The 22,715-nt window shown below is 49.1% G+C and carries 18 protein-coding genes and 2 riboswitches; all 18 genes read right to left on the reverse strand.

The window, feature by feature from the left end:
• Positions 1-131: 131 nt before the first annotated feature.
• Positions 132-3,329: a glycosyl hydrolase gene (locus tag AC58PV_RS27325; RefSeq protein WP_497435841.1), complete on the reverse strand. Its 3,198-nt coding sequence runs from the start codon at positions 3,327-3,329 to the stop codon at positions 132-134.
• A gap of 16 nt (positions 3,330-3,345) precedes the next feature.
• The gene (locus tag AC58PV_RS27330; RefSeq protein ID WP_497435843.1) at positions 3,346-4,947 is read right to left on the reverse strand and encodes a response regulator; all 1,602 of its coding nucleotides are present in this window, start codon (positions 4,945-4,947) and stop codon (positions 3,346-3,348) included.
• The gene (locus tag AC58PV_RS27335; protein ID WP_497435844.1) at positions 4,944-6,728 is read right to left on the reverse strand and encodes a cache domain-containing sensor histidine kinase; all 1,785 of its coding nucleotides are present in this window, start codon (positions 6,726-6,728) and stop codon (positions 4,944-4,946) included. The genes AC58PV_RS27330 and AC58PV_RS27335 overlap by 4 nt, the downstream gene beginning before the upstream one ends.
• 77 nt (positions 6,729-6,805) lie before the next feature.
• Positions 6,806-8,419: a type 2 periplasmic-binding domain-containing protein gene (locus tag AC58PV_RS27340; RefSeq protein WP_497435845.1), complete on the reverse strand. Its 1,614-nt coding sequence runs from the start codon at positions 8,417-8,419 to the stop codon at positions 6,806-6,808.
• 79 nt (positions 8,420-8,498) lie between these two features.
• Positions 8,499-9,371, reverse strand: a complete 873-nt coding sequence (locus tag AC58PV_RS27345; protein WP_497435846.1) for a carbohydrate ABC transporter permease — start codon at positions 9,369-9,371, stop codon at positions 8,499-8,501.
• Between the two features lie 15 nt (positions 9,372-9,386).
• Complete coding sequence (locus AC58PV_RS27350; RefSeq protein WP_497435847.1) at positions 9,387-10,289, reverse strand: ABC transporter permease; 903 nt, start codon at positions 10,287-10,289, stop codon at positions 9,387-9,389.
• A 142-nt stretch (positions 10,290-10,431) separates the two neighbouring features.
• The gene (locus tag AC58PV_RS27355) at positions 10,432-11,442 is read right to left on the reverse strand and encodes a glycoside hydrolase family protein (RefSeq protein WP_497435849.1); all 1,011 of its coding nucleotides are present in this window, start codon (positions 11,440-11,442) and stop codon (positions 10,432-10,434) included.
• A gap of 980 nt (positions 11,443-12,422) precedes the next feature.
• Entirely contained in the window at positions 12,423-13,673 is a 1,251-nt protein-coding gene (gene glyA, locus AC58PV_RS27360; RefSeq protein WP_497435850.1) for a serine hydroxymethyltransferase, read from the reverse strand.
• A 36-nt stretch (positions 13,674-13,709) separates the two neighbouring features.
• Positions 13,710-14,315 (reverse strand): TIGR01440 family protein, encoded by a 606-nt coding sequence (locus AC58PV_RS27365; protein ID WP_497435851.1) that lies wholly within the window; start codon positions 14,313-14,315, stop codon positions 13,710-13,712.
• Between the two features lie 15 nt (positions 14,316-14,330).
• Positions 14,331-14,789 (reverse strand): ribose 5-phosphate isomerase B, encoded by a 459-nt coding sequence (rpiB, locus tag AC58PV_RS27370; protein WP_028556915.1) that lies wholly within the window; start codon positions 14,787-14,789, stop codon positions 14,331-14,333.
• Between the two features lie 104 nt (positions 14,790-14,893).
• A riboswitch (ZMP/ZTP riboswitch) is annotated at positions 14,894-14,974 on the reverse strand.
• 110 nt (positions 14,975-15,084) lie between these two features.
• Positions 15,085-15,657 (reverse strand): low molecular weight protein arginine phosphatase, encoded by a 573-nt coding sequence (locus AC58PV_RS27375; RefSeq protein WP_497435853.1) that lies wholly within the window; start codon positions 15,655-15,657, stop codon positions 15,085-15,087.
• A 54-nt stretch (positions 15,658-15,711) separates the two neighbouring features.
• Complete coding sequence (locus AC58PV_RS27380) at positions 15,712-16,275, reverse strand: manganese efflux pump MntP (RefSeq protein WP_497435854.1); 564 nt, start codon at positions 16,273-16,275, stop codon at positions 15,712-15,714.
• A gap of 65 nt (positions 16,276-16,340) precedes the next feature.
• Entirely contained in the window at positions 16,341-17,420 is a 1,080-nt protein-coding gene (locus AC58PV_RS27385) for an L-threonylcarbamoyladenylate synthase (protein ID WP_497435855.1), read from the reverse strand.
• Positions 17,421-17,464: 44 nt separating this feature from the next.
• Positions 17,465-18,232, reverse strand: a complete 768-nt coding sequence (gene spoIIR / locus AC58PV_RS27390; protein WP_497435856.1) for a stage II sporulation protein R — start codon at positions 18,230-18,232, stop codon at positions 17,465-17,467.
• A gap of 150 nt (positions 18,233-18,382) precedes the next feature.
• Positions 18,383-19,273, reverse strand: a complete 891-nt coding sequence (prmC, locus tag AC58PV_RS27395) for a peptide chain release factor N(5)-glutamine methyltransferase (RefSeq protein WP_497435858.1) — start codon at positions 19,271-19,273, stop codon at positions 18,383-18,385.
• Positions 19,273-20,337 carry a peptide chain release factor 1 gene (gene prfA, locus AC58PV_RS27400; protein ID WP_497435859.1) on the reverse strand — a complete coding sequence of 355 codons (1,065 nt, stop codon included), beginning with the start codon at positions 20,335-20,337 and terminating at the stop codon, positions 19,273-19,275. Before prfA ends, prmC begins: the two co-directional genes overlap by 1 nt.
• 33 nt (positions 20,338-20,370) lie before the next feature.
• A complete protein-coding gene (gene ychF / locus AC58PV_RS27405; RefSeq protein ID WP_497435860.1) occupies positions 20,371-21,471 on the reverse strand; it encodes a redox-regulated ATPase YchF in 1,101 nt (366 codons plus the stop codon).
• 78 nt (positions 21,472-21,549) lie between these two features.
• Complete coding sequence (locus tag AC58PV_RS27410) at positions 21,550-22,284, reverse strand: PilZ domain-containing protein (protein WP_497435861.1); 735 nt, start codon at positions 22,282-22,284, stop codon at positions 21,550-21,552.
• A gap of 105 nt (positions 22,285-22,389) precedes the next feature.
• A riboswitch (cyclic di-GMP riboswitch) is annotated at positions 22,390-22,476 on the reverse strand.
• Positions 22,477-22,715: the final 239 nt, after the last annotated feature.

Here is a 22,715-nt window from a genome sequence, read left to right on the forward strand (position 1 = left end):
GCCATTTCTCTTGATGACTACTAAATGAAGCAACGTGGTTTTCCTGCGGTTATAAAAACATGACGAAAAACCCTCGTGAACCACACTCTCCAACCGGAAAATGGGTTCAGACAAGGGTTTACATGTGAGGTTTAGCTGGCATTAACCAGCAACAATTGAACGCCGGTCAGCCCGCAGCTGACCAAGCAGTAGCGATCCGTCCATATTTTGTCGGCGCCTGCATCGACCCAACCGATTTTATCGGTGAAACTTGTAGGTCCGACAAAGGTGACTTCCCCTTTTAGATGATGATGGGGTCCAAATGTATTACGTCCGCTGCTCAACAGCTCGATTCGGAGCTGAACCTGCTCGCTCATTATCTCATCTGTTATATCCAGCTGCTGGGCTCCCCAGAAAATCGTACGGGTGGTTCCGTCATTCACCGTAATATTCATAGCCGGACAGCGCAGCGCATCCCACTGTAAGACGAGCCTGCTGCCGTTATCCCGGATACGTTCCCACACAGACTCAGATAAGGTAAGCGATTGGTCTGCAATCACTCGTCCTGCGTAGAACACCAATCCCTGCTTCGTAACATCCCTCAACAGGAGCTGCTTCGGCAATGTGGTCAAAGTGAATGGCCCCTCCGTCCACAACGCCTCGCGCTCCGCCTGCTCCCAACCGCCATGTGGTTTCACTGCGAATGGTCCTAATACGTAAATGCTCTCGACTTCAACATCGAATAGGAGCTTATTGCGAATCGGGGCCAAATTAGCGCCCGCCACACCGAAGAACCGATAGACATCCTCGTTACAATAAAAACTTCCTGACATGTGGACGCGATTATGACCCGCGCGCACAAATTCACCGATGCTCAGCATTGGGAAGCTGCGGTCACCGCCAAACCAGCCGTTAGCATCCTCCGCACGGACAAGCTGTTCATTGATCGTGATTTCCCAATGCTCAGGACGCTCGACAGCGAGCTTCCACAATGAGCGATCCGTCTGTCGCATGAGCTCAGCATCCGTCTCGAAAGTGAACGCCAACTCCACATGCAGGGGTCGCTTCATGGCGATACAATGCTCTTGAATGTTCAACACGTAGGTAGGAGATGACCACTCCCCACCATCTATGCGATAGGCGGCATAGTCCAGTGTGAGTGCATTAGGCCCTGACAACTGGTAGTTCCATGCCTCATCTATGCTCGCTTCAACTGTTGAGAATACTTTCTCATTTGGCAAAAGTACTGCTGCCGGGTGCGAATGCCCTAAGGGAGTTGGCGTCTGATCCAATTTCGTCTCCGCAGACTCGCCGTCCCAAATGGCGAAAAGCTTTGAATCACCTGGCGCCAGCTTCATGCTCACTGACAGCATACGTGCATCCGCTTTGGCTCCCTCCCCTTTTTCCAAATCCATCTCCATCCATATTCGTGAGTCAGACTCCGGAATTTGCAACTCAACCATGTCGGTGTCACCTGTATGCACGGCATATAGTAGCGTCACACCTGGCAATCGCCGTTCCTGCACGTAGAGTTTTCGTAAGGCTTCCTGGGATGTGCCTTCCACAGGTGTCCAATCCTGGCGCACTTGCACATACTCGCGTACACTCTTTAATTCCGGGACACGAACTACACGATCGCTCAAGAACCATGATGTCAGTTGTTCATACCGCTGTCCATTCAAGTAATGAGGCGCTTCGCCCACCAAGATGACCTTTCCTCCGGCTTCTACGAATGATTGCAGCAACGCTAAGGTTGATGCCTCCAGTGTCAGCACATCGCTTACGATCACCGTGTCGTACTCTTGCTCTCCGATCTGCAGTACGTCTCCCTGCACACGACCGTACTGCTCCATCAACGCCTCGTCCCCGTAATCGAAATCCCGCTGTAGCGCTAATAATTCATCGGCTAGCTCGTCCATACGTTCCTGCATGTGCACCACATCACGAACGTCTTTAGCGCTTTGCAGCAGCCAAGCCGATCGTATCGGATGCAGCACAAGAACTCCTGGCACTGCCTTCCCAAGGGTCAACAAATACGTCAGTCTAGCGAAGTAATCATTAAACTGGCTATACACGTCCCACCAAGGTTGCTGAATGTATAGAGAAGGCGGATAATCCCGCTTCCTAACCCCGCGAATCGAGTACGATTGCAGATGGGGGCATAAGCGATTAACCCCAAGGACAAACTGCCACTCTGCAATCCGTTTCATCTCGCGGAAGCTCAAATTCCAACCACAGCAACCGAAGGTTTCTGTGATCACGAATGGCTTACCCAGCTGCCGCGCTACCGATGCAGCCTGCTTAGGCAACAATGTACTGCGCGGCGTCCGCCCTAGCATATCAATGCCCGGCATGTGCATTCGCTCATATAGCGGCATCACTCCTGCCGTGTATTGCATTTGCTCCATAAGAGTATCTTCGCCCATGAAGTGGCCTGTCAGCTGCCAGCCGTGGGACTCGCACCAGTCTGCCACAAGACGAACGGACGTTTGGAATCGTTCACTTACTAGCTGCCAGAACTGATAACGCGCTCGGTATGCCGCATCCTTCATAGACTCATCTGCTTCTGTCAGCAGCCAACCGATCGCATTCCCAATCGCTTCTCCGTAACGCTCCGCGTATGCCTGTTCGATATCAGCCGACCATGGTACGCCCGAGAACTTAAACTCATCGGTGAATATGCCCGGCATACCTCCCTCGCCGAAACGCTCTCCCAAGCGCTGATAATAAACATCGTGGCATGCTTGCAGGAAGGCTTCCATCGCTTTTTCAGAAAGAATATCGATATAGTAAGGATTCACGCGGCACATGACAGCCAAGCCTACATCCCAATCCTCCTCATCCTCAGAAGTCTCACCCGGAAGCGGCGCTGTCGCCTCTTGCACCCGCCAATGCTCATCTTCCTCTCGACGTACGAGCAGGTACATAAAATCTGGGTCCTGCCTAAGCACTTCAACCTGCTGATTGGCATCTATGCTTTCAACTCGGATACCTTCTAGCGACTTCTGTTGATACGAAGCCCCCAGTGCCGGAACAACGCCATTCGCCGTTCCACTCGGCCAACCGTTCTCGTCGTAGCACCAGGCTTCAAGCCCATGAACCTTCGCTTCTTCCGCTGCTATTTCAACCGCGTCTAGAAACGCCTCACCCATATAGGGTGTAAGCAGTCCTTGTCTCGTATGCATGAAGAAGCCGCCTAATCCCGCCCGTTTCATTTCGCCAATTTGTCTGCGAAGCTCCTCGGGTTCCAACTTATCGTTCCAAGACCAGAATGGCGTGCTTCGATACGCAGCAGGGGGATTCTGAAGAATCGATTCATCTACGTGATCTCGAGCTTCCTTTGGTAACAAAGCAACTCTCTCCTCGTCAACCCCTCCAGTTTGCTGCGACAAACTTCTGTGGAGAGGTCCCGGTTATTTTTTTGAACAAGGTACAGAAATACTTCTCGTTGTGAACACCAACAGCCTCAGCCAGTTCTAAATTCGAATAATCACGCTTACGGAGCAGCTCGATAGCCCGCTCAATCCTGCGCTTGGAGACGTAATCGGTGAAGTTGATCCCTAATTCTTTCTTGAAAAGCTCGCTCACATAGGTCGGATTCAAGTGAATATGCTCGGCTACAACGCCGAGGGAAATGGATTCCTTGAGGTGATCTTCAACAAAACGCATCGCCTTCACCATCTCGAGGCGCAAGCCGCTGCCCTCTGCACGTGCATGAAGTTTCTCCCACTCTATGCGCAGCCGCTCTACTAATTGATGCAGATGCGTACAATCTGCAAATACAACCACATCGGCTGAAGCAGCATGATCAGCTGGTAGCAACCGCTGGCGGAGTCGTGCGTACCAGCCCTCGATATAACCCAGCAGCTTGCCAGGGGTAACCCGGTGGCTGTGCAGCACGTTCAGCAGAGGCGCAAGCGCTTCGCTGCCCGACGACTTCGCACTAGCGCGCTCGAGCGTTTGCTCGAAACGTTCTGTGAATTCCCGCCAATCACTTTCGCTGTAGCTCAACCTGCGGTTTGGCGTAATGACAGTGCCAAAGCTGGCATAGAAGGTATCGTCAAGGGCGCCCTTGGCTTCCTCATAAGCCGCTGGGGCGGAACTCCAACCGTTGTACATACGGCTCACGCCTATCGAAATCGAAATCCGCAGATAGGTTTTAATCGCGTCACGTATACGTTCTCCAAGTTCGTAGCAGGTCCGGTCGAACGACTGTTCGCTGCCTGCCCGAATCGTAGCAAGGGCAACGATGACGCCCTGCTGCAATTCACAAGCGAAGCAGCTTCCATTCTCGCGGAGTACTTCCTCAATAATATTTAACATGCCGTACTTGAGCATGTTGCGGTCCGCTGGTGAATATTCCGTGCAGAATACATCGTAATTATCGAATCGCACAGCAAAGCACCCAAACTGCCGCGGCTCAAAGCCTGGTACGAGTTCCGCACTTCGGCGTTCCATGACCAGACTCGATACTTCACCACGGAGCAATTCTTCCAACAGATGCTTCCGTAGACGGTAGGAATTCTCTTTCACAGAACCGCTAAGACTCTGCAGGCGCCTCTCTTTCTCCTCACGCGCGATCACATTATCGCGTGCTTTGGACAAGGCTGTGCGTACATCTTCTTCGCGCAGTGGCACCTTCACCAAATATTCAAACACACCCATAGCGATCGCTTGTTTGGCATAAGCGAAGTCGGAGTAGGCGCTTAGGATGATGACTTCCACACCAGGCAATCGTTCCCGCAGCTGACGAACAAGCTCAATTCCGTCCATGCCAGGCATCACGATATCCGTGATAATGAGATCGGGACGCAGCTCCGCAGCCTTCTCCAACGCTTCAACGCCCGAATAAGCACGACCCACTAACCGGAATGGCATCCGCCGCTCCGCCCACCGCCCGAAGTATGTCTCTAACCGTTGCACCATTGGCGGCTCGTCATCCACAATGAGGCAAGTCACCTCTCTCATTGCGCCTCCCCCCTTCCGCGTTCCTCAAGCTGATCTTGTGCTGAATCATCTGGGAATGTCAGTGTTACACATGTTCCACGACCTGGCTCGCTCCATACGCTAAGCCCATAAGATTCCCCGTAATTCAAACGTATGCGTTGATGAATGTTGTACAGGCCTATACGTTTACGGTGATCCAAATTTCTCCCCACAGGGTCCTCTACCAACAGCTCCGTTGTCTTATCAGGGGTCATACCGATCCCTTGATCCTCAACCTCAATAATGAGTTTGCCCTCACGACGGACTGCAGACAATCGTATAGCCCCTGACTTACGTCCACCTGCATAGCCATGGAAAATACTATTTTCAACAATCGGCTGAAGCGCCATTCGTAGTACTGGCAGCTCTAGAGTAACGGGATCGATCTCCTCTATGAGCTCAAATTCACAGTCATAGCGAATCTTCTGGATATACAAATAATCCTTCACATTCCGCAGTTCCTGCTCCAAGTTAACACGATCTGCGAACTCGGTAATCCCATATTCTAGAATTGAAATCAGTGCTTCAATAATGTTATCTACCTCATGATAGCGCTCAAATGCCACTACATTGGAGATAGAACCTAGCGTGTTGTATAGAAAATGCGGATTAATTTGAGACTGCAGCACTTGAATCTCTAACTCTTTCTTCTTGCGCTCGCCACGGTTCACATGCTCGATTAAGGTACGAATCTGACCTAGCATGTCGTCGAATGTTTGTGCTAGCTTGCCGAACTCATCACGCCGAGCACTCGATATGTTAACGTTCAGATCTCCGTGACCGACTTGATTTATTTTGCGGATAAGATAATACACAGGTGTTCGAATCATGCGGGCCACGAAGCCAGCCGTCAGCACACTAAGCAAGAAGCCGAGCAGCAGCAGGCCTATAAAAAATGTTTCCATCCGCTTGAGCGAAGTTTGCAGCGTCGTTCCGTCATAGAAGGCAAATACAATCCATTTGGTACGCGGATTAATGCTCTTCATAATCGTCACGGCAGTTCCGTTCATATGCTCAGTAAACACATCGTCCTTGGACTCCACGAGCTCGCGGCCATCACGGTCGTCAAAGCGCAAACGATGATCAATGATACTGAACAGGCGACTGCCCGCAGGCTCTAGAATGACACGTCCCTCTTTATCCATAATGCCTAGCTGCAAATCGTTGCTGCCACCGCCAATCTTCTGCAATCGCTCCTGCATCGCAGTTAAATTCAAATCTACGGCAACTGCCATCGGTTCACCGGCAATCATAATCGCTTTGGTGAAGGTTACCGTCCAACCGGAGAAGAAGTTTTGATACGGCTGACTAACCGTCACGGCCCCGTAGGCGTTACTATAAGCCATTTTATAAAGAGGATCCCGATCGTCTCTAGGGTCGTTGATGACCTTAGTTACAGGATTTCCGCCTAGAATGGACAAATCCTTGCGAATCACGTACACGTCTGTCAGCATGATCGCGTTCTCCCGGTAGGCATTCTCTAAGGCGGCTTGAGCAGCCGTCAGATCATTGCGCCACGAAGCTGCTGAGGTGGAGAGTTGGCCGATCGTATTTTGCACAAGAAGAAAGTATAGGTCGATATACTCCTCTTCCTTATGCAGCAACTGTGTCGCTTGGTTGAGCTGACTCGAGGTAATTTCGTTTTTAATGTAACGGTAAGATAGACCGCTTAGAATAGCCTCCGAGCTGAGCACGAAGACGAAACAGACCAGAAACAGTCGGAACGATATGTTGTGGAACCATTTCTTGATCCAATCTCGCATGATGTTCGCACCCCTCGTCGTAGCTACTCTATAGAAATGTGGAAAAAGAGGAGGTGTCTCCCCTTTTCCCCACTACTTTATTTGATAACACCGTCACCTTGCAGCTGCTTCGTATAATTCGCAATCGCATCGTTCAACTTGAATTTGTCCTGCAGCGTCTTCACGAACGTATCCCAGTTGGCTAAAGGCTCTTTGCCCGTTACGAATTTGAGCATCATTTCATTCGCATATTTGAGACGATCTTGTGACATCGGGTCAGCTGGATCATCAAAAACTCGTGGATTGACGTTATTATCTTTCAAGTAACTCGTATTAATCTTCTGATTCGCGTTTGTAATGTCAGGCTTTTGGAAGTCGAAGTACACGCCGTCCGTCGCTTTGCGAACAAAGGCATAATTATAGCGCCATTCAATTTCCTTCTCGTTGTAAGTGGATCTATCAATTAATTTCGGCGTGCCATTCGTCACAGTAAAGGACTTATCTTTGATCCCATAAGCCAGGAACGGATACGCATCTTTATTGGTGTATAGATACTGAATGAACTGCATCGCACGCTTCGCTTTGCCAGGATCCTTCATCGCTTCCTTCGAAAGTCCAATGAGTGACTGTTGGAATGGCTTCATGTCAAGGATTTGATCTCCATATGGCCCCTTTGGAGGTGCGATTTGCTTCCAATCCGGCACACTGCCTCCGGCATCTTGCATTTTCTTCGTTTCCGCAGGCTCCAAGCGGCGCCAGTCTTCAATCATAATACCAACCTTGCCTTGGTACATTTTATTATCACGTTTGAGTCCATCGTCGATCGTTACCCAGTCCGGATCAACAACTTTCGCATCGATCATTTCTTTAATAAACGTCAGCGCTTCCTTCGTTTTCGGATCGGTGTTGTAGACAATAACTTTACCGTCTTTGACATCTACAAAGTTAGGCTGCACGCCATACATCCAGAAAATTTGTTGGAAACCTTGTGCACCACTCGTGCTATAACCCAGTGAGCCGTCCTTCGGCAGCATGGCGACGAAACCGTACGTATCGTTCTTGCCGTTGCCATCAGGATCATTGAACGTGAACGCTTTCATTACGTTGAGTAATTCTTGCGGATTCGTCGGAACCGATAGGTTTAACTTCTTAAGCCATGTATTGTTAATCCACCAACCATTGACGCCGCCAACGGCTTCAGAAGCTGGTAATCCAATCGTATGTCCTTTGTATTTCATCGGCTCAAGGCGCGAAGGATCGAATGCTTTCGGAAGTTCTGGGAACTCCTTTAATAAATCATCGAGATCGGCTAGCAAGCCTTGATCGTAATATTTAATGGCAGAAGCACGGTCAGGGAAAGAAACGATATCAGGAATTTGATTGGAAGAGATTAGCAAGTTGAGCTTATCTTTCCAGTTCTCACCGCCCATAATCATATCGAGGTCCATATTGTTGTCTTTCTCAATCATTTGACGAATGGGATCCTGCTCCTTGGCTGGCATTGGCGTTGTTAACCGATAACCGACTGTATTATAAAAGCTAACTTTATACTTCTTGTCAGTCTCCACCGGCTTTGCCGACTGAGCCGCACCCGTAGAAGGAGCAACGCTTGCGCTTGGTGAAGCCGTATTCTCAGCCTTGCTGCAGCCAGCAGCAACCACCCCTAGGAGCACAGTAGCACTAAGTAATGCACTTGCGTGTTTCTTTTTCATCTTGAACCTCTCCCTTTAGTCTATTATACATGCTATATCGAGAGTTGCCTCTAGATATCATCGTGATTTCGGCTCCGCATTATCCTTTCACAGAGCCAAGCAGCACACCTCGGGTAAAATGCTTCTGGATGAACGGATACACAACCAGGATCGGCAAAGTTGTAATGGCGACGGACGCCATTTGAACCGAAATCGGGTTAACCGAGTTAGCAGCTTCTGCTGCATCCCCGCTAATGGCGACGGAGGCAAGCAAGATCTGCCTTAGAAATAGCTGTACAGGCTGATTCTCCGGGGTATTAATGTAAAGCAGAGCATCGAAGTAACTGTTCCAGTGCCACACGGCGTAAAAAAGGCCAATCGTCGCGATAATCGGTACGGACAGCGGGATGACAATGCGCACTAGGATGGAGATTTCACCCGCTCCGTCGATACGAGCAGCCTCGTCAATCGCTTCTGGCAACTGTTCAAAAAAGCTTTTCACAATCATCAGATAAAACGCATTAATCAAACCAGGAATGATGAGTGACCATTCGGAATCGAGCAGTCCTATATTTTTCACGAGCAAATAGCTCGGAATAATACCGCCGTTAAACAACATAGTGAAGACGATGAACATCAGGAAAGGACTTCGACCAGGCAACGCTTTGCGTGAGAGCGGGAGTGCTGTAATGACGGTAAAGACTAGATTCAGCAACGTACCGACAATGACACGAAAAAGGGTTACTTGATAGGCGTCGAGCAAGCGTCCGCCTTGCATAATCTCTCGATAAGCCGTCAATGTGGTATGCGTTGGGATAATAACTAACCCGTCTTTCTTAATGAACTCGGATATGGGTGTTAGTGAGACGCTGATAACATACAAGAACGGCAGTACGCAAGAAGCAGCAAGCAGTGAGAGCAGCAAATAGTTAACGCTTTGTGCGATTTTGTCGCTGGTGGTCATGTGACGCATGGATGATTCCTCCTTCTACCAGATTTGTCCGTCGAATTTTTTGGCAATCCGATTCGCACCCAGTACAAGCACGAAACCGATGACTGATTTAAATAACCCGACAGCGGTAGCAAGTCCAATACGTCCCTCTTGTAAACCCACCCGATATACCCACGTCTCGATAACATCGGCCTTCTCTTGATTAAGGGGATTCAGCATAATGAAGATTTGATCAAAACCAACATCAAGGATGGCGCTAAGCCTTAAGACAAGCATAAGGATAATGACATTACGAATACCCGGTAGGGTAATATGCCATAGCTGACGGGACGCGGACGCGCCATCCATCGTCGCTGCTTCGTAAAGGCTTGGATCGATACCCGTGAGCGCTGCCAAGTAAATGATCGCTCCCCAGCCGACGGATTGCCATATGTCCGTTGTGACGATCAGCGTTCGGATCAGACCTGACTCCGTCAGGAAGGATATGCGGTCTAAGTGGAAAGTGGTCAACAACTGGTTAACCAGCCCTGTTCCAGGTGCGAGGAACGCCACCAGCAACCCATAAATAATGACCCAGGATAGAAAATGAGGCAGGTAGGTTAGGGTTTGAATGGTTCTCTTGAACCCCGTGGAAGTGACTGCATTGAGCATTAACGCTAGAATAATGGGTGCCGGAAATGAAAAAACGAGTTTGTAAAACGAAATCAGAATGGTGTTTCCAATAATTTGTTTGAAGTATACGCCATCGAAAAATAGCTGAAAGTTCTGCCAACCGACCCATGGGCTCTCCCAAAGTCCTTGAAGGATATTGTAGTTCTTAAATGCAGCGGCGATGTACACCATCGGCACATATTTGAATACCGCAAAGTACAGCAGGCCCGGAATTAATAGGGCATACATGACGCCGTATCTTCGCAGTAGGTTCATCGTTCGATGCATGGCTGCCTCTCCTTTCTCTCTGTTGTTATATCCCTATTGTAGCGCCGCGAAAGGGGCCATCCTTTTCATATCTTTGGCAGATGGTCTAAAATCTTCGGAAATACGAAAGCCGCCTCCTACTTGGGAAACGGCTTTAATGGCATCATTGATGTCTTCCTAATGGAATTCGAATGTTGTACGACCGGCTCCCTACTCGTTCAAGAACAGCACACAGCAGGACAACAGGGCTGCCACTATCGTCTAACAACAATTGTGGGCGTTCCAGTCGGAAGACGGACTGTGGTTCCTGATGCGCCCAATGAATGCGTAAATCGAAAGCCAGCATATGCCGCGAGGGTAACCATGAAATGCCGTCTGATGATTCAAATAGAGCTACAGAGCCGCGTTCTGATTGTGTAAAATAACCTTGAAAATCTTTCATCAAGGCATAATAGCTGTTGCCCTGACACCAAACGTAAGGATCCTCTACGGCCCAATCGTTGGTCGGATTTGATACCGTAGGGTCCGGCTGCTTGCGAAACGGACCGAGCGGATGATCGGCGAAGGCTATACCGGCATTAACTGCCCCGCCCTTTGGCGGAGGTCCTTCGCCTACACCTTTGTACATCATCAGGATTCGGCCGTCAGGAGTCTCGCACACCGTTGGGTTGCTCGTCAGGAGCCCATCCCACTCTCCTGGGGAGACATCAAGCACGGGCGATGCCCCTCGGGTCCATGGACCTGCGGGATGTTCAGCCACCGCAACGCCGATACGCTGATGGTTGCGGTATGCCCACCATGTTGCCTCATCGGCAGGCTGGTCGAGATCAAAATCAGGTCCATGCGTCCCCATGTAATACAGGTAATAACGATTACCATGACGCATAATGGCTGGATTGTGTGCCACATCCCTGTCCCAGCCCGCTGCGCGGTCTCTGTTGGTCCAAATTGTATCCACGTGGTGGAACGGACCCAAAGGATTGTCCGCAACAGCATAGGCAATTTCGGAATGCGTGACCCAAGCCTCAAAACCAGCGCTCTCCGGCCATCGCGAGTAGAACAAGTAATACCTCCCCTCCGCATCTCGTGTCATCGACCCACACCAAACATGCCATCCTGCTAGCTCGAACTTCGCCTCAACCGGCACAGGCCGAAGCATCTCCTGGAAATTCATGCACATCTCTCCTAGCCCTGTAAGGATTCACATTATACAGAATCAGTGTAAAGCGTCTGCTGGATGGAATGGTTTCATATTTTCGTAAGATGGTTTGAAGTTTTGGGATGTGTGTTTGGCAGATGCGAGGGTGGGGTGACGGTAAACTTACGAATTGGACAAATATGCTTTAAATAGATGGAGGAAAATTCAGCTAGTTTGCGGAACGCGGGGGTAGTACGGAGTGTTGGGTTGTTTCTTTCTCCCTTCGAAAAATTCAAAAATGCAAAAATACAACCTTTTCTACGAATTAAACGCTTAAATTGGTAAATGCGTGCATAAAGGCAACCTTTTTCACGAATTTCATGGAAATTCGCTGAAATTGCCCCAAATTGATGCCTATTTGCATCAATTTATGCTAACAAAGGGAGGAACCCCTTTGAAAAGTGCTCTTTTGCATTTTTGACATAGGGACGTAGGGGTAGAGGGCTTGAGCTGAAAAATTCTTAGGTAATCAACAACTTTACTCCATCGAGTCTTACTTTTGTTACCTCTGCCGCCTCGCTATAGTACTTCACATAGTCCACCACTCTTCTACTCTCACTTTTCTGCACACCCTTCTCTTATCCTCGATACTCGCCAATTACTCTCATCACGCCACTTTACTGTTCTTATTACACACTCTTATATCGGGAGAGAGTCGAACCAGGGGGCGTCTGTCGGGAGTGTTGGTCGGCATTCAGGTAGATAAATGGTGTTGGTGAGTAGCAGGTTACGGCGAGAGCGTTGCATATGGATATAGACTAGGTAGATGTAGCGGTATTGGGCAGAGAGAGCTTACTGGTAAAGAGAGTTAGATAGAAGTTGGAGGTTACTCGTTGCGGCAGTGGTTGGGGAACGTAGCAGGGGTGGCTTGCTTGAAAGTAATGGTTAGTAGAGGGCAGCCAAGTGCCGCATAAATAAAAGACCAGCTCCAATGAGCTGGCCCTCCCTAATAGCTATTAGTAAGTCAAACCTGGGTAAAGCGGGAATTGTGCCGTTAGATCGGACACCATGCCGCGAGCTTTCTCAAGCGTAGCTTCGTCTTTCGGGTTTTTCAACGTAAGCGCGATAACTTTCGCGATAGTCTTCATTGCTTCTTCGTCCATACCGCGGGAAGTAACAGCTGGTGTACCCAAACGGATACCACTTGTTACGAACGGGCTAGTTGGGTCGAAAGGAATTGCGTTTTTATTCGCTGTGATCCCGATTTCATCCAAAACGTGCTCTGCATCTTTACCAGAGATGTTCAGGTTGCGCAAGTCAACCAACATCAAGTGATTGTCCGTACCGCCGGAAACAAGGTTGATACCTTCAGCTGTAAGAGCAGTCGCCAATGCTTGTGCATTGTTGATGACATTTTGACCGTATACTTTGAAATCTGGTTGAAGAGCTTCACCGAAGGAAACAGCTTTCGCTGCGATCGTGTGCATCAAAGGTCCACCTTGGGATCCAGGGAATACCGCTTTATCAATCGCTGCAGCCCAAGCTTTCTTCGTAAGAATCATACCGCCGCGAGGTCCGCGAAGCGTTTTGTGTGTTGTTGTTGTTACGAAATGTGCGTGTGGCACTGGGTTCGGGTGCAAGCCAGCAGCAACTAGACCAGCGATATGCGCCATATCGACGAAGAACAATGCGCCTACATCGTTAGCGATAGATGCCAAAGCTTCGAAATCAATCGTACGCGGGTACGCACTTGCACCAGCAACTAACATGCGAGGCTTATGTTTAAAAGCTGCTTTACGAACATCGTCATAGTCGATGCGGAAGTCTTTTTCGCTTACGCCGTAAGCTACGAAGTTGTAAAGAATACCGGAAGCATTCACTGGGCTACCATGTGTTAAGTGACCGCCATGCGCAAGATTCATACCAAGAACCGTGTCGCCAGGGTTTAGAGCAGCTAGGTAAACAGCCATGTTCGCTTGTGCACCGGAATGCGGTTGAACGTTCGCATGTTCAGCACCGAAAAGTTCTTTCGCGCGGTCACGAGCGATGTCTTCCACGATATCTACGTACTCACAGCCACCATAGTATCTTTTGCCTGGGTAACCTTCAGCGTATTTGTTCGTCAAAACAGTGCCCATAGCCTCAAGAACAGCTTGGCTTACGATGTTTTCGGAAGCAATTAGCTCAATTTTGTCGCGTTGACGGCCTAGCTCAAGGTTCATCGCTTCTACGATTTTCGGATCTTGTTTGCTCAAAAAGTTAGTCATCTCATATTCCTCCTAAGGATAGTCGTTACAAATAAATTAGCAATCTGCATCAGGTGCAGCTTGTTGATAAAGTTGATCCGCTTGATCAGCGGAGTATACAGCTCTCGTACCCCCGATGAGCTTCGGCCTTGCGAATGCCATCGTGACATAAGCCTGGCCAATATGGCGAACCGGCGGCCTTACAGGAACAGCGACTCTGCGCAGATGCATCCCAATCAGCGTTGAGCCAATATCGATGCCCGCATGCGCCTGAATCGTTTCAACTACGACCGGCTTGGCGAAGTGTCTGTACGCATAGGAAGCCATCGCCCCCCCGGCCTTCGGCACGGGAATGACAGATACAGATTCAAGCTGCGGCGCATGCGCTAGCAACGCTTCTTCTACGATCAGCGCACGGTTCAAATGCTCGCAGCACTGATAAGCCGCAAACAGCCCAAACTCGCCGCAAATGCGCGCAACCGTCTCGAAAATCGGCTTCGCTGCGTTCAGCGTACCTGATGTTCCAATCCGATGCCCGAGAATTTCACTTGTGCTCGTACCGATCACCAAGATCTGGCCGGGACGCAAGCTTCCGACAGTAACCAACTCACGCAGATTCGCTTCCAGAGCTTCTGCGATAGGTTCATACATAGAGTCTGTCATTGTGCAACCTCATTTCTAGGGGTGAACCGTGAAACGATCTTCAATGCTCTGCACTTTGTTGATTCGATTCTTATGGCGGACACCTTCCGAAAACTCGGTTTCCAACCAGATTTTGACGATTTCTTCCGCAACGCCAGGTCCAACAACTCGCTCACCCATCGCTAGCACGTTCGTATCATTATGTTCACGCGTCGCTTTCGCGGAGAAGAGGTCGTGCACAAGTGCACAGCGGATCCCTGGAACTTTATTAGCTGCAATGGACATCCCAATGCCAGTTCCACAAAGCAGAATACCTTTATCTGCTTCGCCTGCAACGACTTTTTCACAAACTTGAAGTGCATAATCCGGATAATCGACGGAGTCGCCGCAGCTGCATCCGAAATCGATGACTTGATGACCTAATGATTCAATAAAAGGAATGATAACATCTTTCAAACGATAGCCTGCATGATCTGCACCTAAAGCAATTTTCATGAATAAAACGCTCCTTTTTGACTGTTCGAATTCGACCATCCTATTATATCCCAAAGCTCACCAAAAACGAAAAAAAGAGCGCACACGCTAAAAAACGCGCGTTGCTCTTGTGCCCAGGCGACCGGCCGTATAGCTCAATGCTCCATTGTGGTTACTCCCACTCGTCGCCAGTTACATTGAGTCTTGCTTGTTAGTTGTATTTTATCGCATTCCCAGCGTTGTGTAAAGCTCCTATTGGCCTACCCTAATTAAGTATCTAATGGAAAAAGCCAACGTCTGTGTGAATCACGGGATGCTAGCGTATTTTTTTCACCAATTTATCTAAGCTCCGACCAATCTCCTCGGCCGTATGCCGATAATCAGCTAATGACCCGCCGTAAGGATCTGAAATATCATAATCCGGAATCGTGTTTTCCAATGCATACAAGCGGCTTCTCTCTTCCACAGATACCGTCTGAGCTAGCGCCTGTTTGAGCTGAAGCTCTGTCGCAAGCTGCTCTCGCTCTTCAATCGCCTTGAGAATGCGAGCGTCGTCCTCTACATACTCTTTGAGCGTATGCGTCTTCTCAACCGCATAAGGAAATCGCCCGATAACTGAGCGTTTGTGCCCCGTTGTCATCGTTAAGATCACATCTGCCCACTCGACATCCGCAGCACCTATTGCTAGTGAACTAATAGACTCCTTGAAACCCGCTTCATCTAGAAGAGACTGACTGTTTCTCGATATCGGACCACCCGTCATCGCAGATACGCCTGCCGAACGAACCTCCGCCGCAAGCCCCTCTTGATGCACCCTCATACGCAGCAAACCTTCGGCTAACGGACTGCGGCACGTATTTCCTGTACAGACAAATAGAATTCGCAACATGAAATCCTCCTTGAAATGAACGGCTTATCACCATCCGTAATTACCCGTATTGTATCATAGTAAAAACTTGATCCCAAACCCTAATAGAATAAGCCCACCGAATGCTTCGCCATATTCCCCGACCCAACCACTGACCCGTCTTCCTAGCATTAGGCCTGCTATCGAAAGCAACCCGCCAAATAGACCGAAGATCAGCACGGTAAGCACAATGTCTGTAGCAAACATCCCTAGCGAAACGCCCACTGAGAATGAATCTATACTAACACTGAGGGCAAAAATAATAAGCCCCCATAACGTTCGATGATCGAAGGACGAAGCCTCTTCCCCGCGAATTGAGCTATAGACCATATGTGCGCCAAGCAAAATAAGCAAACATCCCCCTGCCGCTGTAGCGACATTACCTAGAAGGAGAGACACATATTGCCCCATGAACATCCCCATTAATGGCATTAGCACATGGAAGAGACCGATGACAATGCTGATTTTCAAAATATCGATCAGACGAATGCCCTTCATCCCTATGCCAATTCCCAATGAAAAAGCATCTAGGCCCAAAGCAACCGCCATTATTCCAATTGTCATGAGTTGCCCAACTTGTACACCAGATGCGACGAGCATAGCATGATCCCCCTTGTCCACGATTCTTTCTCAAGATATGCGGACAAACTGGGAATCATGCTAATTTAGAGGCGGATGCGTTCATGACCTGCTGCTTTGAGCAGTCGATTCATAATGGCGCTGCCAATCCCTGCATCAGATACACCTTCTGCAACAATATAGCTAATGCCTTTATGATCAAAAGTCCGCAGAGCGGCGTAAAGCTCTCGGGCTATCGTTTCTGGCTGTGATAAGGAGCCGCAGGCGACAACAAGATCTGCTTCATATCCGTTTATTCTTTCTTCAAAAGTGAGAATCCCCGTCGACTCTCCCCGTGCCTTCGCAGCATCGATATCGCGTTGAATCCATGCCGCGACTTCCCTGTAGTCGTCCCCTTGAACGATATGCATATAGCCTTTCGGCGCATAGTGTGTATACTTCATACCTGGCGCACGAGGCGTATCCGCAGCTGCAACCTCTGTCGGTTCAGCCACATGAATACGCATCTTTGGCAATACCCCCTGCAGCTGTTCCACTGTCACACCACCAGGGCGCAGCACATGTAATTCACCCTCAACAAGTTGAATAACGGTTGATTCTACACCGACACCTGTTGCGCCGCCGTCTACAATTCCACCGATTCGACCATCCAAATCCTCACGTACATGCGATGCCCATGTCGGGCTTGGTCTCCCTGAGCTATTCGCGCTTGGAGCTGCAATTGGAAGCCCAGTTTCTCGCAGCAACTGCAGGGCCACGGGATGATCAGGTATCCGGATACCGACCGTTTGCAGTCCCGCTGTTACGAACGGCGAAAGGCTACCTGCAAGAACAGGTAGCACAATCGTTAAAGGTCCCGGCCAGAAAGCCTTCATAAGCGCCTGATGATGTGCCGTGAGACGATCTGGCTGAACAAGGCCTGAGAGCTGCGTCGCATCTGCGATATGTACGATCAGAGGATTGTCGGAAGGTCTCCCTTTTGCAGCAAAAATCTTTCGTACGGCTTCGGTATTCGTCGCATCGGCACCAAGTCCATATACTGTTTCAGTCGGAAAAGCGACGGTTTCCCCTTGTCGTAAGAGACTTGCTGCCTCTGCTATAGCCTGAGCGGATTCTCTCTGTTCGCCTTGCTCCACATGCCAATAGGTTGTCACAATCACTCTCATCCTTACTTGTATGAAATAAAGTGTATCTATATCATCTATTACGATTAGCTAAACCACGAAAAGATCGCTTTGAACATTTCCCAGATAAAGAATTTTACTTTCGGTTGAGCTGACTCTTCGGCTGTAGAGATAGAAGCAGAAGCGGCTGCAACTTCAACTTTAGCATCTTTCTTTGCAACTTTCTCTGTGGAAGGAGCTTTATCCTTGCTAGTTTTAGCCTTATCTTCTTTAACCGGCTGTTTTTCTTTGCCATTCTCATCCGTCGTTTTGGCCACCACAACAGCTGCCGAAGCAACTGCTTCACCTGAGATAGAATCTACAAAGCATAACGGGGGAAATAAGACGCACCACCAATTTTGCCCTTCACCAGATCCGATAACAACACGCAAAGCTTCGTAATCTCCAGCTGGGTAGACGTCATTTCCGTACATTTTGGTTGGAAAAGGAACAATCCCTAGCTCTACTGTATGTGAATAGTTGTAGCCACGAGATGTAATCATCTCGCCAACAAGTTGATCGAATTCAGGCAAATGCGCATTCACGACTGCTCTAGCCTCGTCCAAGGAATGGGGTCCAACGACCCACTCCGCCATACGGGCAATAATCGCATCGCGAATCTCTCGTTTCAAAGCTTGATCCTGCGCAGAATCAGAGTTTGCTAGAATGCGCAAACGAATGGATTCCTCTGGTATAGTAGGCGAAATGACCGCCGCATTCGTACGATTGGATTCCCAACACATAATCATAAGTATAAGTGCAAAAACAATGAATGATAAGCTCTTTACTGAGTGGCGCTCCGTTCTCTTAACCATGGAGAGTAGCCCCTTTCCCAACTCTTATAATAATAACCAGTATGGACAAGAGTGGGTGGGGCTAAACCTATGAATCTATGATTTTTTTTAAAATGATAGAGTTGGTCCTCCGAGTGAAAAAAGAGAAAGCAGCCGATCGCAAGGAATCAGCTACTCGGGAGATTGGATCGCGATCACGTGGCGATCGATCCCCTGGAGATCCTGCACGAAGCGGATCTCCGTCCAATCCGCAGCGGCGCGCAGCAACGCCGCCACTGCTTCCGCCTGCCCGATGCCCACCTCGAACCCGACCACGGTCGGGATTCGCGGCAGCCGGCGCAGCTGCGAGATCATGCGGCGGTACAGGTCGAGTCCCTCGACACCGCCGAACAGAGCTGTGTGCGGCTCGAATAGCCGCACCTCGGGCATTAGCGCCGGCAGGTCGCCGTCCGGAATATATGGTGGGTTCGACACCACCATGTCCGGCGCGAGCCCGCGCTCGATATAAGGCTCGAGGAGGTCGCCCTCGAGCCACTCAATCCGCGCAGCCACTTCGTGGCGCTGCGCGTTCAACCGAGCCATCTCCAGCGCTGCCGCGGAGATGTCGCTGGCCGCCACGCGCCACGCATGGCGCGCGTGCGCCACAGTCACCGGGATGATGCCACTCCCGGTGCCCACATCCGCAAGGAGCGGAGCACCTTGCGGGAACAGACGCGAGCCCTCGTGGAGCATCGCCTCCACGAGCAGCTCGGTCTCCGGCCGCGGGATCAGCACGGCCGGGCCTACCTCAAACGGAAGGCCGAAGAAATCCTGCTCGCCGGTAATGTACTGCACCGGCTCGCCCGCGGCCTTCCTAGCAACCAGCTGGTCCCACGTAGCGACCAGCTCCAAGGGCATCTGTTCCTGCCACCAGCGGAACAGCAATTCCGTCCGACTGCAGCCGCCGAGCAGGTGCTGCAGCAGCAATTCCGTGCAAGACGATGCTTCTGCGACGCCTTGCTCCGCTAAAAAAGAAGAAGCCTTCACAAAGGCTTCTCTCACACTCATGTTAGCAGTCGTCATTACATCGCCTCTAGGGCATCGGATTGTGCAGCAATCGTTAACGCTGACACGATTTCCGCCATATCGCCGTTAAGAACCGTCTCTAAACGGTGAAGCGTCAAGCCGATACGGTGGTCGGTAATCCGGCTTTGCGGGAAGTTATAAGTTCGAATACGCTCTGAACGGTCGCCCGTTCCGACTTTGCTTTTACGCTCGCCGGCATATTTCGCTTCTTCTTCTTCACGCATTTTATCTGAAATACGCGCACGCAATACGCGAAGCGCTTGTTCTTTATTAGAGTTCTGGGATTTCCCGTCCTGACACGTTGCGACGATACCTGTTGGTACGTGAGTTACACGCACAGCGGATTTCGTTGTATTAACGGACTGACCGCCCGCTCCACTGGAACAGAACGTATCAACGCGAATATCTGCATCGTGAATTACGATTTCTACATCTTCTGCTTCCGGCATAACGACAACCGTTGACGTTGAAGTATGAATCCGTCCACCAGACTCTGTTACTGGAATACGTTGAACACGGTGTGCTCCGCTCTCAAACTTGAGTTTGCTGTAAGCACCTTTACCCGTAATCATGAAAATAATTTCTTTGAATCCGCCCAAATCATTCACGGACGCATCAAGAATTTCCGTTCTCCATCCTTGACCATCTGCGTAACGCGTATACATGCGGTAAAGATCGCCTGCGAACAAAGCAGCTTCGTCGCCGCCTGCCGCGCCGCGAATTTCCACGATAACGTTCTTGTCATCGTTAGGGTCCTTCGGCATCATCAGAATGCGAAGGTGTTCTTCTAGCTTAGCCGATTGCTCGGTCAGCTCCTCGATCTCCATTTTGACCATTTCGCGCATCTCATCGTCCAGCTTCTCATTCTGCATTACTTTCGCATCAGCTAGCTGTTCGCTCACACTTTTATACTCATTATAAGCATCGTAAGACTCTTGAAGATCCGATTGCTCTTTGGAATACTCTCTTAGTTTCTTCGTATCACTCGTTACATCCGGGTCACACAATAACTCGCTTAGTTTCTCATAGCGGTCCACAATGGACTGAAGTCGATCCAACATAGGGGATCACTCCTTTCTTGTTTTTGTAAGTAATTAAACGTTGAAACGGAAATGCATAACGTCGCCGTCATTCACTACATACTCTTTACCTTCAAGGCGTACTTGGCCTTTTTCTTTCGCACCCGCCATCGATCCAGCAGCAGCCAAATCGTTATAAGATACAACCTCTGCACGAATAAATCCACGTTCGAAATCCGTATGAATCACACCAGCCGCTTGAGGAGCCTTCGTTCCTTTACGGATCGTCCAAGCTCTAACTTCTTGAACACCTGCTGTAAAGTACGTGTATAAACCTAACTTGCGATACGCTGCTTTGATCAATCTATTCAAGCCGGACTCTTGAAGTCCCAACTCTTCCAGGAACATCGCTTTTTCTTCGTCTTCCAGTTCAGCGATCTCGGATTCAACCTTCGCAGAGATGGAAACAACTTCGTTGTTTTCACTTTCAGCGAATGTCTTCACAATTTTAACGTATGCATTATCGTCTGCTGTTGAAACTTCATCTTCACTTACGTTTGCCGCGTAAAGAACCGGCTTCATCGTCAGCAAATGCAAGTCGCGAACTAGCAGGCGCTCGTCATCCGACAAATCCAAGCTGCGTGCTGGCTTATCATTATATAAGGCTTCCTTGATTCGTTCCAAACACTCCACTTCAGCTACCACTTTCTTGTCGCCGCCTTTGAGGTTTTTGCGTGAACGCTCGATCTTTTTCTCAACCGACTCAATGTCTGCCAAAATCAATTCAAGATTAATCGTCTCAATGTCGCCAATCGGATCGACTTTTCCAGAAACGTGAGTAATATTATCATCCTCAAAACAACGTACAACATGCACAATCGCATCAACTTCACGGATATGTGCTAGAAATTTATTCCCAAGGCCCTCGCCTTTGCTCGCACCCTTAACCAAACCCGCAATGTCAACGAATTCGAAGGCCGTCGGCACGATGCTCTTAGGCACTACGATTTCTACCAGCTTCTGCAATCTCTCGTCTGGTACTTCAACTACCCCAACATTCGGATCAATCGTACAGAACGGATAATTCGCAGATTCTGCCCCCGCCTGTGTAATTGCATTAAACAATGTCGATTTTCCTACGTTCGGTAGACCGACGATACCTGCTTTCAAAGCCATTGTCGTTACAACTCCTTAATTTTCGAAAATCATCCTTCTTATTATATAGTACTTAGCGGGCAAAAAAAAGCCTGCAAGCTATTGATTGGCTGCAGACTTTTTTTCCATTGCTTTTTTGAACTCTTCATCCCGCTTCTGTTCGTAGTAGGATTGGACCTGATTCCGTAGAATAAACCCGCGCAGGGCATTGCTTTGTTCCGCAGGAACGCTCTCGAAGCTGGCACCGTAGTAGTAGCCGTCTTCTTGCTTTTCCTTCCTTATAATTTCCAACCTGCACAGCATGTCAAACCCTAAATCCAGCTCGACTTGCAACTTACATTTTTTATGAAGAATCCCGTCGATCATCGAATTATCATTAATGATAAACCCAATTCCGCTCATGGAAATGTTGGATATCGAAATGTGAATCGGATTTTCCAAATGATGCTGCTCTTTTTGCGTTATATTTTGAAAACCTGCTATGGAACCTACATTCTTTACATCGACCCGCGGGAATTCCCGCTTCTCCGAAAACTTCTTTCGATTCTCAGGTGGATTGATCACGATCAGTGAACCAGGCTCTCTAGCTACGACTGTCGATTGAAAGACGAATAGACCTGATTTCGTATATAACGTCATTTTGATCTTGTCTCCAAGTTGAAATACTTCATACTCCGGCAGTTCGACCTCCATGATATCGCCTTGCGCATAGGTAAGAATACCTGTCGACACGAAATCATCCTTCGCGACCACAGCTCGGCAATCGATTAATACCTCTGCATCATATCCTTCTTTACTCCCATATCGCTTCAAAGCATCCTGCTTCATCGTCATGCTCTCTTCACCCTCCCTAAACCTAGGATTCACAGCATTATACCACGCAAAAAAGACTGCCCCACACAGGGACAGCCTCTCACCGCAATCACTAAAGCATCGATTTTCGGTAACCAGGCTGCCATAGTTCATAAGAACCGTAGACCCTCAGCTTTGCGTCCTTGCCTTTCAGCAAGTTTGCCATTGTCGAACCCTGCTATTCATATATAGATATACCATTACTAGTCTAGATGCTCTATTTTTCGTCCAAACTGGTCTAAAAGACCCACTTCTATCATCATTATACGTAGCTCATGCACTTCTTTCAACTAAAATCCTTGCATGAGCAATGTTTTTATTGTATGAATGTGTAGTGGAATTGAATATCCACAGGTTTATAACTTATCCACATTGTTATCCACAGCTTGTTAACAACGAATGCTTGTTCGGAT

It is taken from the genome of Paenibacillus sp. J22FR83, from assembly GCF_059691955.1.